The organism is Maribacter polysaccharolyticus (assembly GCF_028882255.1).
Classification (GTDB): Bacteria; Bacteroidota; Bacteroidia; order Flavobacteriales; family Flavobacteriaceae; genus Maribacter_A; species Maribacter_A polysaccharolyticus.
In genome coordinates this window covers 15,221-29,753 of the sequence record NZ_JARBUY010000004.1, presented here as the reverse complement: position 1 = coordinate 29,753, position 14,533 = coordinate 15,221, and the positions used below count along the sequence as shown (strand labels likewise).

At 42.7% G+C, this 14,533-nt stretch carries 13 protein-coding genes; 5 read left to right on the top strand and 8 right to left on the bottom strand.

Annotation, left to right across the window (positions count from 1 at the left end; all coding sequences use genetic code 11):
• Positions 1-27: 27 nt before the first annotated feature.
• From PHU20_RS12940 to PHU20_RS12930, 3 genes are read right to left on the bottom strand one after another with little or no spacing between them, the layout of a single operon-like run.
• A complete protein-coding gene (locus tag PHU20_RS12940) occupies positions 28-606 on the bottom strand; it encodes a LemA family protein (protein WP_274825807.1) in 579 nt (192 codons plus the stop codon).
• A 21-nt stretch (positions 607-627) separates the two neighbouring features.
• Positions 628-957, bottom strand: coding sequence for a MerR family transcriptional regulator (locus PHU20_RS12935; RefSeq protein ID WP_274825806.1), 330 nt, complete (start codon positions 955-957; stop codon positions 628-630).
• On the bottom strand, positions 957-1,934 hold the full coding sequence (locus PHU20_RS12930) for a M23 family metallopeptidase (protein WP_274825805.1): 978 nt from the start codon (positions 1,932-1,934) through the stop codon (positions 957-959). Before PHU20_RS12930 ends, PHU20_RS12935 begins: the two co-directional genes overlap by 1 nt.
• Before the next feature lie 104 nt (positions 1,935-2,038).
• Between PHU20_RS12930 and alaS the strand changes: the two genes are divergently transcribed.
• Positions 2,039-4,654, top strand: a complete 2,616-nt coding sequence (alaS, locus tag PHU20_RS12925; protein ID WP_274825804.1) for an alanine--tRNA ligase — start codon at positions 2,039-2,041, stop codon at positions 4,652-4,654.
• 4 nt (positions 4,655-4,658) lie between these two features.
• A complete protein-coding gene (locus PHU20_RS12920) occupies positions 4,659-5,615 on the top strand; it encodes a GSCFA domain-containing protein (RefSeq protein ID WP_274825803.1) in 957 nt (318 codons plus the stop codon).
• A gap of 71 nt (positions 5,616-5,686) precedes the next feature.
• Here PHU20_RS12920 and PHU20_RS12915 read toward each other — a convergent pair whose 3' ends face one another.
• From PHU20_RS12915 to PHU20_RS12900, 4 genes are all read right to left on the bottom strand, one after another.
• A complete protein-coding gene (locus tag PHU20_RS12915; RefSeq protein ID WP_274825802.1) occupies positions 5,687-6,943 on the bottom strand; it encodes a glucuronyl esterase domain-containing protein in 1,257 nt (418 codons plus the stop codon).
• Positions 6,944-6,974: 31 nt separating this feature from the next.
• Positions 6,975-8,738: an aromatic amino acid hydroxylase gene (locus PHU20_RS12910; RefSeq protein ID WP_274825801.1), complete on the bottom strand. Its 1,764-nt coding sequence runs from the start codon at positions 8,736-8,738 to the stop codon at positions 6,975-6,977.
• 112 nt (positions 8,739-8,850) lie between these two features.
• Positions 8,851-9,414 carry a DUF4136 domain-containing protein gene (locus PHU20_RS12905; RefSeq protein ID WP_274825800.1) on the bottom strand — a complete coding sequence of 188 codons (564 nt, stop codon included), beginning with the start codon at positions 9,412-9,414 and terminating at the stop codon, positions 8,851-8,853.
• Positions 9,415-9,489: 75 nt separating this feature from the next.
• Positions 9,490-9,648, bottom strand: coding sequence for a C1orf53 family protein (locus tag PHU20_RS12900; RefSeq protein WP_274825799.1), 159 nt, complete (start codon positions 9,646-9,648; stop codon positions 9,490-9,492).
• Positions 9,649-10,196: 548 nt separating this feature from the next.
• On the opposite strand from PHU20_RS12900, the gene PHU20_RS12890 reads away from it, so the two are divergent.
• The 3 genes from PHU20_RS12890 to hemL are packed head-to-tail and all read left to right on the top strand — an operon-like array spanning position 10,197 to position 13,233.
• A complete protein-coding gene (locus PHU20_RS12890) occupies positions 10,197-11,102 on the top strand; it encodes a 1-aminocyclopropane-1-carboxylate deaminase/D-cysteine desulfhydrase (protein ID WP_274825797.1) in 906 nt (301 codons plus the stop codon).
• Positions 11,099-11,929: a glucosaminidase domain-containing protein gene (locus PHU20_RS12885; protein WP_274825796.1), complete on the top strand. Its 831-nt coding sequence runs from the start codon at positions 11,099-11,101 to the stop codon at positions 11,927-11,929. The genes PHU20_RS12890 and PHU20_RS12885 overlap by 4 nt, the downstream gene beginning before the upstream one ends.
• Before the next feature lie 14 nt (positions 11,930-11,943).
• Positions 11,944-13,233 (top strand): glutamate-1-semialdehyde 2,1-aminomutase, encoded by a 1,290-nt coding sequence (hemL, locus tag PHU20_RS12880; RefSeq protein ID WP_274825795.1) that lies wholly within the window; start codon positions 11,944-11,946, stop codon positions 13,231-13,233.
• 42 nt (positions 13,234-13,275) lie between these two features.
• Here hemL and PHU20_RS12875 read toward each other — a convergent pair whose 3' ends face one another.
• A complete protein-coding gene (locus PHU20_RS12875; protein WP_274825794.1) occupies positions 13,276-13,716 on the bottom strand; it encodes a Spy/CpxP family protein refolding chaperone in 441 nt (146 codons plus the stop codon).
• Positions 13,717-14,533: the final 817 nt, after the last annotated feature.

Below are 14,533 nucleotides of genomic sequence, written 5' to 3'. Positions count from 1 at the left end.
TGCGGTCTATTTAAAATCAAAGTTGACTTAGGGGGCTTGTTCAGCTCCTGCCTCGGATTTAAAGTAAGTGAGCTCTTCAAAATTGAACAATCCGGCCAATAATGAATTCGGAAAGGTTTTTATATGGTTGTTATAGGGTTCCACCGTGGCATTGAAGCGGTCACGGGCAACATTGATCCGGTTTTCAGTGCCTTCCAATTGGGATTGTAATTCCAGAAAGTTTTGGTTGGCCTTAAGGTCGGGATACCGTTCAACGGTTACCAGGAGACTTTTTAGTGCCCCACTTAATCCGCCTTGGACTTCATTGAATTTGGCCAATTGTTCAGGGGTAATATTCGTAGGGTCTATAGAAACCGAAGTGGCTTTTGCCCGGGCTTCGATAACATCCGTTAAGGTACCCCTTTCAAAATCCGCGGCACCCTGTACTGTTTTTACCAAATTGTCGATAAGATCGTTCCTACGCTGGTAGGCACTCTCAACATTGGCCCAGGTTTTTGTGGAAGTTTCCTTTAGTTTTATGGCCGTATTGTTGAAGCCTACACCCCAACGATAGAATCCAAAGACCACGACGGCCACTATAATCAAGGGTATTAACCATTTTTTCATGTTGATTGTGTTTATAGTTATTTAGAGTTGATCTTTTATTTTTTCAAGTTCGCTTTTAACACGTTCCAACTTTTGGATGATTTCAAAACTCGATAGTGTTTTTTGCTTTTCTTCCTTCAAATGAATTTTGGCCCCTTCGAGTGTAAATCCCCTCTCTTTGACCAAATGATAGATCAATTGAAGGTTCTTTATGTCCTGAGGCGTGAACTTGCGATTGCCTTTTGCATTTTTTTTGGGCTTAAGGGCATCAAATTCTTTTTCCCAAAAACGTATTAAGGAGGTGTTTACCCCAAAAGCTTTGGCGACTTCGCCAATACCGTAGTATCGTTTTTCGGGTAAGTCTATATGCATTAATCCAAGGATTGGTTTTCTTGATTGGCGAATTTCAACATGTTCTCATACTCCTCAGGCGATAAACTACCGTAATAGAAGTTTATCGGGTTGATCCTTTGGTTGTCTTTCCAAACTTCATAATGTAAATGTGGACCTTCGGAACGGCCGGTATTGCCGACGAAACCGATGAGGTCACCCCGTTTGACTTTCTGGCCTCTCTTTACGTTATATTGGCTTAAATGCGCATATAGGCTCAAATATCCATAACCATGGTCTATGCGAATGTGCTTACCGTAGCCCGAAGAATTGTTATCGGCCCGAGTGACCTTGCCATCACCCGATGCATAGACCGGGGTTCCTTTGGGAGCGGTAAAATCCATTCCCCAATGTTTTTTTCTCGCCTTTGTAAACGGGTCCGTACGCCATCCATAGCCAGAGGCCATGCGGGTAAGGTCTTCGTTGTTGATGGGTTGTATGGCAGGGATGGCAACCAGTAATTTTTCTTTTTCTTCGGCCAACTTGGTAATTTCATCCAAAGACTTTGATTGGATGGCCAGTTGTTTTTTGATGATATCGAGCCTTTTCGTGGTGGCGATCACCATTTCCGAATTGTTGAAGCCTTCAAGGGCCTTATACCTGTTTACCCCACCAAAACCTGCCCTACGCTGTTCTTCGGGTATTGGGTTCGCTTCAAAATACAACCGATATATGTTGTTGTCACGATCTTCCACATTGGCCAGGACATCCTCAATCTGTTCCATTTTTTTATTGAGGAGCTCAAACTGCAATTCGTAGTTCTTGACCTCTCGCTGTAAGGAAAGTTCCCTGGGCGTGTTTATTAAATTGGTATTTAAAAGCAATACCAATGATAGTAATCCAAAAAGAAAGGAGCCTAAAAAAAAGAATGCGATATTTCTGTACCGTCTTGATTTTTTTGGCTCTATCTTTCGATATGAAAGTGTGTCGGGATCGTAATAATACTTTACTTTAGACATAAATGGATTTTATCCTATTTTTGTGCTTTCATTTTTAGGCAACAAACAAATATAAAAATTGTTTCGTACAATTTCTGAAAATTATTAAAACCTTACCATTTTAGATGAATTCCAAGGAAATTAGGACCCTGTTTTTAAACTTTTTCAAAGAAAAAAACCATAAGATCGTACCCTCGGCACCCATGGTCATAAAAGATGACCCCACATTGATGTTCACCAATGCGGGTATGAACCAGTTTAAGGAGTTCTTTTTGGGGAATAGCGTGGTCAAGGACAAACGTGTTGCCGATACTCAAAAATGTTTGCGGGTAAGTGGTAAGCACAACGACTTGGAAGAGGTTGGGAAAGATACCTATCACCATACGATGTTCGAGATGCTCGGCAATTGGAGTTTTGGCGATTATTTTAAGAAAGAAGCCATCGCCTGGGCATGGGAGTTGTTGACAGAGACGCTGAAAATAGACAAGGAGAGTCTATATGTTTCCGTCTTTGAAGGTAGCGATGATGCCGATAAGCTTGGGGTCGATTCGGAGGCCTTGGAATTATGGAGTGCCATTGTGCCCAAAGACCGCATTATCATGGGGAACAAAAAAGATAACTTCTGGGAAATGGGAGACCAAGGTCCATGTGGTCCATGCTCAGAGATCCATGTGGATATCCGTTCGGCGGAAGAAAAAGCCAAAATACCCGGTGCTTCCTTGGTGAATAAAGATCATCCCCTGGTCATTGAGATATGGAACCTGGTTTTTATGCAATACAATCGTAAGGCAGACGGCAGTTTGGAACCCTTACCGGAAAAACATGTGGATACCGGAATGGGATTCGAGCGTTTGTGTATGGTATTGCAGGGCGTGCAATCGAATTACGATACCGATGTCTTTACACCGATCATCCGTGAGATTGAAGCCATTACAGGAACGGATTACGGTAAGGATGAAGCTTCTGATATCGCCATCAGGGTCATCGCTGATCATATTCGGGCCGTTTCATTTTCAATTGCTGACGGACAATTGCCTAGCAATACCGGGGCGGGTTATGTCATACGTAGGATTCTTAGGAGGGCCATTCGCTACGGCTTTACGTTCCTTGATACCAAGGAACCTTTTATGTACCGGTTGGTCAATGTACTTACGGAAAGTATGGGAAATGCATTCCCGGAGCTGAAGGAGCAGCGCCAATTGATAGAGAATGTGGTCAAGGAAGAAGAGCATTCCTTTTTACATACCTTGGAGCAGGGTTTGGTCTTGTTGGACAATGTGGTCAAACAAACCAAAGGAAAGGAAGTTTCCGGTAGAAAAGCCTTTGAATTGTATGACACCTATGGCTTTCCCATCGATCTTACCGCATTGATATTGGAAGAAAAAGGCTATACCCTGGATGAAAAAGGTTTTCATGAGTCCATGCAAGAACAGAAAGATCGATCACGATCGGCTTCCGAGGTGGCAAAAGGGGATTGGATAGTCCTGATGAATGACGCCGAACAGGAGTTTGTAGGGTACGACATCCTGGAAACCAAGGTAAAGCTGGTCAAATATCGAAAAGTGACTTCTAAAAAAGAAGGGGAGCAATATCAATTGGTATTCAACCTTACGCCTTTTTATCCCGAAGGAGGCGGACAAGTAGGGGATAAAGGTTACTTGGAGGCCGCCAATGGCGATGTGGTTTATATCTTGGATACGAAGAAGGAAAACAATGAGATCGTACATTTTGTAAAGCATTTGCCAAAGCATACGGGGGAGACCTATAAGGCGGTAGTTGACAGGAAACAACGTTTGCGAACGGCCGCCAACCATACGGCGACGCATTTATTGCATCAAGCGCTACGGGAGATTTTAGGTCCGCACGTAGAGCAAAAGGGTTCTGCAGTCCATTCCAAATATCTACGCTTCGATTTCTCCCATTTCGCAAAATTAACGGTAGAGGAGTTGAGGGCTGTTGAGAATTTCGTAAATGCAAGGATCGATGGCCAATTGCCCTTAGAGGAAAATCGCAACGTTCCAATGGAAGAAGCCATGAAGGAAGGGGCCATGGCCCTATTTGGTGAAAAATACGGTGATGCCGTACGAACCATCCGTTTTGGGCAATCCATAGAATTGTGTGGGGGGACCCATGTAAGGAATACAGCGGATATCTGGCATTTTAAAATTAGGTCGGAAGGGGCCGTTGCCGCAGGGATACGTAGGATAGAGGCCATTACCCTGGATGCCGTAAAGGACTTTTACCATCAGAATAACCGTAGCCTATTCGAAATAAAGGACCTTCTTAACAATGCCCAAGACCCGGTCAAGGCCATAGAAGCCCTTCAGACTGAAAATGCCAGACTCAAAAAAGAAGTGGAAGTTTTATTGAAGGATAAGGCCAAAAATCTTAAAGGGGAATTGTTGGGGCAGATGGAAGAGATCAATGGCGTGGCTTTCTTGGCCAAAAAATTGGATTTGGATGCTGCGGGAATCAAGGACCTTTGCTTTGAAATGGGGAATGATAAAGATAATCTGTTCTTGCTTTTTGGTACGGAACAGAATGGAAAGGCCCTGCTTTCTTGCTATATTTCCAAGGAATTGGTGGCTAAAAAGAACTTGAATGCAGGGGCCATTGTCCGGGAACTGGGTAAGTTTATCCAGGGAGGCGGAGGAGGGCAACCGTTCTTCGCCACGGCTGGGGGTAAGAACCCTGAAGGTATTGCGAAGGCATTGGAACAAGCGAAAGGATACCTTTCCTAGACCTATGGAACTACAGACCCGAGTACCGCTACAATCCGCCAATAATCAAATTGATTATCAAAGTCGAGTACTGCTATTGGGTTCTTGTTTTGTGGAGAATATCGGGGCTAAATTGGAGTATTATAAATTTAGGACACTCCAGAATCCGTTTGGTATTTTGTTTCACCCCAAAGCGATTGAAAAGTTGCTTTCGAAGGCCATTAGGGGAGAGTTTTATTCAGAGGATGATATTTTCCATTACAATGAAAGATGGCATTGCTTTGACGTACATTCCGATTTGAGTGATTCGTCCAAAGACGAGCTGTTATCGAAACTGAATGGTGCCCTAACCCTAAGCAGGGAACAACTTACCGTTGCTACCCATGTCTTGGTTACCTTAGGTACATCATGGGTATATCGGCATAGGGCAAGCAATGCACTTGTGGCCAATTGCCATAAAGTGCCGCAGAAAGCCTTTGCCAAGGAATTGCTTTCGGCAACTGAAGTCGTCGACAGTCTAAAAGAAATGATAGGTCTGTTGCAATCCGTGAATCCGAAAATCCAATGCGTACTGACCGTATCGCCTATAAGGCATCTTAAGGATGGCTTTGTAGGGAACCAAAGAAGTAAGGCCCATTTGATCAGTGCGATACATGAAGTGGTTAGTCAATCGGGACAAGAGGCCCAAGTGGCTTATTTTGAGAGTTTTGAGCTTATGATGGATGAGCTTCGCGATTATCGGTTTTATAAAAATGATATGGTACATCCCAATGATTTGGCGGTGGATTATATTTGGGAGAAATTCAGCGGGGTATGGATTTCAGCAAACGCCCAACAAACTATGGGGGCCGTTGAAGAAATACAGAAAGGTATAATGCACCGTCCCTTCTTCCCTGAATCGGAACAGCATCGTAAGTTCTTACAATCGTTGAAACTGAAAATTGAAAAGCTACAACAAAAACACCCCTTCATCACCTTTTAAGCCTCGGCCATTATAGGGTAAGGGAAGGGTTAGGTAAATTCGCCCGACCTACCCCTTTGGGGATTGGATTTTTATAGAGCAAAATTCTTTGCCCATTTAATGTACTGCTCCCAGTCATAATCGGTAACGTCGTGTTTTCCCGATCTTATATGGTAGGCCACGGTCTGTTGCAAGGGGCGGTCAACTTCAGGCATTTCTTTGGACGTCATCCCTTTTTTACCATAAAGTGCATAGATACTGGAGGCATGGTATGTAGAGAGGTACTCACCTTTGGGGTCTGCCCATTGGTCTTCAAGTGCACTGGCCACGTATAAAGGTCTTGGCGCTATCAAAGCCAATAATTGATGTTGGTCTACCGGAAGTGTTCTTTCATTGTTGTTATACTTTAAAAAGCTGTCTGCAAACCAATGTGGGAAAGAAGTATTGATCTGCGCTACGGTCTCACCGAATTTACGCCTGCTCAAGGCCGCGCCGCCACAACCGGAATTGTTGCTTATGACCCCTGCAAACCTTTTATCGGTAGCTCCTGCCCAGAGTGCGGCTTTACCCAAGCGCGAATGTCCGAAAACGAACACTTTGGAAATATTGACGTCGCTTTCCAGATAGTTCATCGCTTTACTCAACCCAAAGGCCCATGCAGAAATACTTCCCCATTCATTCGTTTTGGGTTTGGTTTGTCCATCCCTGTAAAATAGTGGATGTACACCATCTGAAAAATCGTTTTTGTCCGGGTCGATTTCGCCATAGTAAATGGTCGCAAGGCCAAACCCATTATCCAACATCTTTTCTATGGCCCACCTGTGTGCTCTTATCCCCCTACTGCTTTCGGTAGCTTTGTTGTCCGTTATGCCAAAAGAATCATTGTTCATTACCCAAGCTTTTGTAATCGGTACGTTGGGGTCATTGGTCACCGTATGATTGCCGTAATAATTATACCCGAGGAAAACGGGTGCTGTTGGGTTTCCTTTTGGAAGATAAATAAGCATGTAATAAGTAATGCTTTTTTTGTTCTTCTTTAATGTAATGGCCACCTGTTTGCGCCTTGCCTTTCCACCGTAGGCGTCATTGCTTTCTTCCAAAAGTTTAAAGCCATACTCATCCAACCGATCGGGAACCTTACCGTATACCTGCTTTTCGAAGAATTGCAGGATTTCACGGCGCCTGTTTTCTTCCCATTCGGTCTGATTGGTGATAGGATTGCCACTAAAGGAAGTTAACACATCCGGAAGTGTGAATTTGGGAACTTTTGTTTCGTCGTAATTGGCCTGCGATTGTGCAAGGCCTAGGGCGCTAAAGAATAATATAGCGATTAAGGCATAGGTTCTCATAGTATTGGGCGGTAAGGTTATTGATTCATTTTCATTTGGCGCGATGTGTATGGAAATTTTCATTGACCAGTGCAATCCCGTCATCGATCAAATGACCTACTGTCGGGTTGTCTAGTTTTACATTTTCCAAATGGTCACGTATATCTTCTGCAAATATGAAATCGTTGTTGGATTTGGCAAGTTCATAAAGTTCAACGGACAACAGCCAGTCTTCAGGGTAGTTGTCCTTAATGGCCTTAAAGATCTTGTTTCGGGAGATCGTGGTATTCTTACCCTCCCTAAAATCCCGAACTTGTCGGTAAAGCTGCTCGAGCTGGATTCTTTTGGTGTCTTTCTCCGGTTTTATGGTAGTTGTATGTAATTTATGGGTCATAAGGTTAAAACTATTTAAGTCGGCCGGACCGTTATATGCCGATACGATGTGTTCCCCGATGGCCATATGGTAAAATTCCCCATGGGATTGGAAAAGGATTTCGTCACGGTAAACAACCGTGCAGTTTTTGAGGGTAATCAAAATAATTTCCCCCATTAAATTACGTGTTCCGGTAATGATTTGGCCCGAAACGGTCACGCCTCCCTCGAAATCGAGTGTAACTTGCTTTCCTTCATAAATGTCATAGGCTTTAAGGTCACGGGGACTCATGTCCTCAATGGCCAAATTGATGCCTTTTAATTTTCCCAATGGACTCCCGAAACCTGCAGGGTGTTTGTCGATCCCATGGCCGATCAGTTCTTTTTCGCGATACGCCAATGCGGTGGGGCCATTGGTTTTGAAGAATATTGGTTGGCCTTTGTGGGATAGTACCTTATCGAAATTTCCGGAAATTTGCAAACCGGTGCTTAATTCAATGGTTCCCAATTCCTTGGAGTTGATCAATTTATCGATGCCTAGTAGTCCACCTTGTCGTAATGCCATGGTGTTTGCGAATTCCTCCAATACTTGACTTAGAAATGCGAAATCAGGGGTAACGAACAGTTGGGGTTGTGGTTTGGTGATATCAAAAGTCTTGTGGGCAGCTTCGATGGAATAAGGTATTTTTTTTACTTTATCGGTCATACACCATTTGCTTTCCCCTATGGATGACAAAAGTCCGGCACCGTAGATCTTAGGTTTGTCCAAGGTACCGATTAGGCCGTATTCAACCGTCCACCAATGTAAATTCCGTATAAGGGCCATTTCACTGGGTTCCCCCATATTTTGTTGTAGTGTACCGATCTTATCCTCGGCCTTTTGAATCTCACTTTGCGTAGTACCACTGGCTTCTTTGATAATGGAAAGATGCCGTACGGCCTCGAACAACTCAAAATCCTTGGCGCTTGAGATGGCCTTGCATCCGATCTCCCCAAAGCGTCTTAGGTATTCCGCGTATTCAGGATTTGCGATAATCGGGGCATGCCCGGCACCTTCATGTATGATATCCGGGGCAGGGGTATATTCAATATGCTCCAGTTGTCTGATATCGGAGGCAATAACGAGAACGTTATAGGCCTGGAACTCCATAAATGCCGAAGGCGGGATAAAACCGTCTACCGCTACCGCTGCCCATCCAATATCTTTAAGGATTCGGTTCATGCCGTACATGTTCGGGATTTGTTCAATCGAAATCCCTGTTTTTTTTAAGCCTTCCAGATAGGAGCCATGTGCAACACGACCTAAATAATCCACGTTTTTTCGCATTACGTAACGCCATACGGCCTGATCTATGGCAGAATATTCCCCGTAATCCTGGGGTTTTATGAACTGCCTCAGATGACCGGGAAGTTTGTCCAGTATGGGATTGCTCTTGTACGACACTTTTTTTGGTTTTGTTTTATCTAAAGTTACGAAAATGGGTCGTGATTTGGACTCTTTTGGGCTTGGGTATAAAAAACCGCCAATTTAAAGGCGGTTTCACTCGTTTTATTTTTTATTTTGAAGCACTTCCAGGGGGATATTGTTGTAGTATTTCATAAACGAATTCCCGTATACGCTGTTCTTTCTTTTCAATATTACTGGTGTTGTCCAAGGTGCCGATTCCCTTACCTTGCCATACCAATTCCTTGTTTTTGGCGTCGATCAAATCGATATAGAGCGAACCTTGGGTGCGTGTACTTACCGCCGGATTGTTCCATCCCCAACCGGGACCAAAACCACCCCAATAGTAGGGATGCCATCCCCAACCACCACCCCAGTAGTTGTTGTATACATCAACCTGTTCCTGTTCCCGAGTGAATATACTCACCAAAACATCCGGATTATCGGATTTTACCATGCCCTTAGCAGTTAATTCGGCATCTATGGCTTTAAGGATCCTCTTTTTATCCAAGTCCGATATTTGTGCCTTATCGATTCCTGTTTTATAAAAAGCATAGGTGTTGTAACCGTTGAAATCGACTTCCTTGTCATAATCGGATAAAACGCGGACCGATACACAGGAACTTAAAAAAAGCAGTGCCATTATGGGGAGCGCTAGAATTTTCGTTGTTTTCATAACTTATTTTATTTAGGAATTAATGCTTCATGTTAAAATAAATAAGCTCAAAAATCGTGCCGAAAGACTAAAAAATCATCTTGAATTTGTCTTGGAATTATACCCAAAAGGGCAGTGCCTGCATCCGCTCTCGCAGCAATAGCCACGTTTAAGATGGTACTGTTCCGTAAAGACCTTATAGCCCATTTCTGAGAGGTAAAAATCACCTTCTTCGGGCTTGATTATTTTTTTCATTGGGAACGGAATGTTTTTTGTCCTATGCGCCAAAATTAATGGTTTCTGTCGATATAGCCTGTTTTGGGAATGTTAAGTCCTTTGAATTTATTGCTTTTTTGAAGGGAAGGGTGTTTTTGTCGATTTTTGGGGTAACACGCCCTGATTTATCGAGGACGTTTATATTTTAACAATTATATTTGGAATAAGTCGTTATATAATCGGATCATGATTTTAGTATTCAGACATTTTTTCTATAAAAATTATGTAGGTCTTTCCCTTTGGCCTTTCATTTTTTTAAAAAATGATGCCTTAAAAAACGATGTCTATCTCATTAACCATGAGCGAATACACCTGGTTCAACAAAAGGAATTGTTGATTTTCCCTTTCTATATCCTTTATATAACCGAATGGCTCGTAAAGTCCCTGTACTATTTAAACTGTTATAAAGGGTATCAAAACCTTAGTTTTGAACGGGAGGCCTATCGCAATGAAAAAAACTTGGATTACCTTGCAAACCGTTCCTTTTTCAGCTTTATTAAATATCTTTGGTGCTGAAAATCCGTTAAATGCGAATTGAGAACCAAAAAGTGAACCTCCCGATTTTGGAGGAGAAAAGGGTTGCCCTCTTTATAAAAAGGGAGGATAAAATACATCCGCTCATTTCGGGGAATAAATACCGTAAATTAAAATACAATATCCAAAAGGCCATGCTCGGGAAGCATGATACCCTTTTGACCTTCGGCGGTGCGTATTCCAATCATATCGCAGCTGCTGCATGTGCTGCACAGGAATATGGATTACAGAGTGTAGGGGTGATCCGTGGTGAGGAATTGGCTTTTAAATGGAAGGATAACCCGACTTTGGCACTGGCGGCCGAAATGGGGATGCAGTTGAAGTTTGTTCCTCGAGGGGATTATAGAAAAATAAAGAATGGGGAATTTTTGGCCCGGTTGAATGATGAATTCGGTCGGTTTTATCCCTTACCGGAAGGGGGTTCCAATACCTTGGCGGTTAAAGGTTGTGAAGAGATCTTGACCGGGGAGGATGCCGATTTTGATATCATATGCAGTAGTGTGGGTACAGGAGGTACCGTTGCGGGGATCATCAATGCTTCGGGAATCGATCAACACGTCTTGGGTTTCCCTGCCTTGAAAGGGGATTTTTTAAAGGAAGATATTCGTAAATTTGCCGTCAAAGGGAATTGGGACTTGCAGACCGATTATCATTTTGGGGGGTATGCGAAAGTAACTCCTGAGCTGATAAGATTCATGAATGATTTTAAACGAGAAACCAAAATTCCTTTAGATCCGGTGTATACGGGTAAAATGATGTTTGGCTTGTTGGATATGGTCCAAAAGGGTCAATTTAAACCGGGCACCAAAATATTGGCCATCCACACAGGAGGGTTGCAGGGAATAAAAGGAATGAATGCCAAATTGAAAATAAAGAACTTACCATTGATCGATTTATGATGAAAAAACTGATTTCAATAGCGGTTTTAGGGATTTTCCTTATCGGTTGTAAGGCCAGTAAGCGAACCACACATACCGATAGGTCCGTTCAAAGGGAGGCTAAAACCACGAATGAAAATACCCGGCATACCTATGCATCCACCGGACGTTATCCCCTCCCGGAGGATGACGGGAAATTCAAAAGATTTTCGATAGGCTCTGCGGAAGAGTATATAGATACCTTTTCTGAAATTTCACAATACGAAATGAAGGCGTATGGCATCCCGGCGAGTATAACCTTGGCACAAGGCCTGCTCGAAAGTGGATATGGAAAAGGGGAGTTGGCGGTAAAGACCAATAACCATTTTGGTATAAAATGCCATAAGGGTTGGCAAGGCGATTATGATTATCACGACGACGATGAAAAAGGGGAATGCTTTCGGAAATACAATCACCCCATGTATTCTTATAGGGACCATAGTGAATTCTTGACCAGTAGGGCCCGTTATGCCTTTTTGTTCAACTATGGCAGTACCGACTACGAACGATGGGCGAAAGGCCTTCGTGAAGCCGGTTATGCCACCGATCGTAAATATCCACAAAAACTGATATATCTTATAGAGAAGTACAAGCTTTACAGGTTCGACAAGGGAGTACGATTGGACAATGCAATAGTCGCTGCGGAACCTAAGGTTATGGCGAACAAGGTTCACGTAGTGAAAAAGGGCGACACTTTATATTCCATCTCAAGAAGATATTTTATCTCCGTTGACGAGATAAAACGGATCAATAATATGAATTCCAATAATTTGGCGATAGGACAGAAAATCACTATCCAGACCAAGTAGACCAAAAAATAGAAATGATTTATAAAAGAAGTAGTGCCTTGTTTGCCGAGGCCAGGAAGTATATCCCCGGTGGGGTCAATTCCCCGGTAAGGGCGTTTAAGGCCGTTGGCGGTGATCCCATTTTTGTAAAACAGGCAAAAGGGGCATATTTATATGACGAGGATGGAAATAAATTGATCGATTATATTGCGTCCTGGGGGCCGCTTATCCTAGGTCATGCCCATGGTCCGGTAATTGATGCTGTTATTGAAAAGGCCAAGAAAGGGACTTCGTTCGGTATGCCGACCGAGATTGAAACCGATTTGGCCGAACTTGCGGTATCCATGGTGCCCAATATCGATAAAATCAGGTTCGTCAATAGTGGGACCGAAGCCTGTATGAGTGCCGTTCGATTGGCACGTGGATATACGGGAAAGGACAAAATCATAAAATTTGCAGGCTGTTATCACGGGCATTCCGATTCTTTTTTGATCCAAGCCGGCAGTGGGGCGGTTACTTTCGGAAGCCCCAACAGTCCGGGGGTTACCCAAGGAACGGCCAAAGATACCTTATTGGCCAATTATAACGACTTGGAAAGCGTAAAGGAATTGGTCAAAGCCAATAAGGGGAGCATAGCTGCCGTGATCATTGAACCTATCGCCGGGAATATGGGATGTATTATCCCTGAGAAAGAATTTATCAACGGATTGAGGACACTATGTACGCAAGAAAATATCCTATTGATTTTTGATGAGGTAATGACCGGTTTCCGATTGGGAAAAGGTGGTGCCCAGGAGGCTTTGGGAATCGATGCCGATATTGTGACCTTCGGGAAGGTTATCGGTGGAGGTTTGCCTGTCGGTGCCTTTGCGGCAAAGGATGAGATCATGGGGCATTTGGCACCGGACGGACCCGTTTACCAAGCAGGTACCTTAAGTGGGAATCCCTTGGCAATGGCGGCAGGGTTGGCCATGTTGACCGAGCTTGATAAAAACCCAAGTGTTTTTAAGAGTTTAGCCGATAAGACCGCCTATTTGCATAACGGTTTGGAGGAAGTTTTGGTCAAGAATGGGATTCCACATCAAATAAACCGATTCGGAAGTATGGTTTCGGTGCATTTTACCCACGAACCTGTGGTGGATTTCGCATCATCGGCCAAAGGGAATAACGAGACCTTCAAAAAATATTTCCACGGAATGTTACGGCAAGGGGTTTATTTGCCCCCCAGCGCTTTTGAAAGTTATTTCTTGAATGATGCCCTTTCCTATGGCGATTTGGATTTTACCATAAAAAGCTTGGAAAGAATTGTGGATGACTTAAAATAAAAAAAGGCGCATTTAGCGCCTTTTTTTATTCTTTATTTGATGTTATTTCCTCCTTTTGGATTCTCTTCCCTCGCCCATGTCGCGATTCCCTCTTTTTTGCCTCTTCATTTCCCATTTGGCGTACTGCTCGTCATTAAGGATTTTCTTCATTGAGGCCTTTTGGGCGATGGCTGCATCCATACGTTCCAATTGAAGTGCATATTTTTCATCGGCTGATAATTTAGGCCGTTCCCCGGAATCCCTTAACGCCTTGCGTTCTTCCATTTTGGCTTTTCGTTTGGTGGCATTCTCCAAATTCAATGCCTGGATTTTCGTTTGTTGTGCTTCGGTAAGATCGAGTTCCAAAGTCATTTTTTTAGTTTGAAGGGTCGCTATTTGTTCAACGGTCAAATCCTTCATTGAATTTCCCCTGTTACCTTTTCTTTGTTGCGCCATAGCGGTTGTACCTACTATCAAGGCAACCAATACGATTACTTTTTTCATGTTTTTTATTTTTAATGGATTTTGATAGTAAGACTTTTATTAGCTACAATGGTTTAACAACCGAATTTGATTTGTATTTAGTTTAACAGATATTGACATAAGAAAAGGGCAAGAAGATGTCTCCTTGCCCTTATTATGAAATCTTTGGAAATCTTAACCGGATGTATCGACCCGATTCGATTTTTATGTAAGATACATTAATGGTTATAATGGAAATAAACTTTGAAAAGTAACATTAATACCATGTAAGTTCCTAAAGCTATAAAATAGGTCATAATGTGTGGGGCTTTTTGATTATACCATCAAATATAGGTATAGATTCAGCTTCGTATTTTGAATTGTTGCCAATGAAACATTTTATAAGGTGAAATATCCGATTTCTGTGGTTAGGGTTTTTTGCTTATCGATGAATGCTGCTTTTCAACGGATTTTCCCATTTTATGGGCGGGGAATAATGAAATGAAGAAAGGAAAAATCGTGGAAAATCGTCTCGGGGGTGTAACATTTTTGGGATGATGTAGTCTTATGGTTAGAGAATTTCATTCTTTCCACCCCGATGGATATCGGGATTTGAATTAGTCGGTAAATAAAGCTGTTGCATTGCAATGGCTTTATTTTTTTATCTTAAAAACAACGGTTTTGGTCGTTAAATGGTTAGCAATATGGGGTTTAACAAAAAAATAACACCTCGAATTCGATTTATTCCCTTCGCAACAATCCATTGAAAAGCATGTATTCCAGATACATTTCACGAAATATAATTGATAATATGACAAAATATATGGTGTTTTATTGATAAAAATTTTTTAAATTAGGG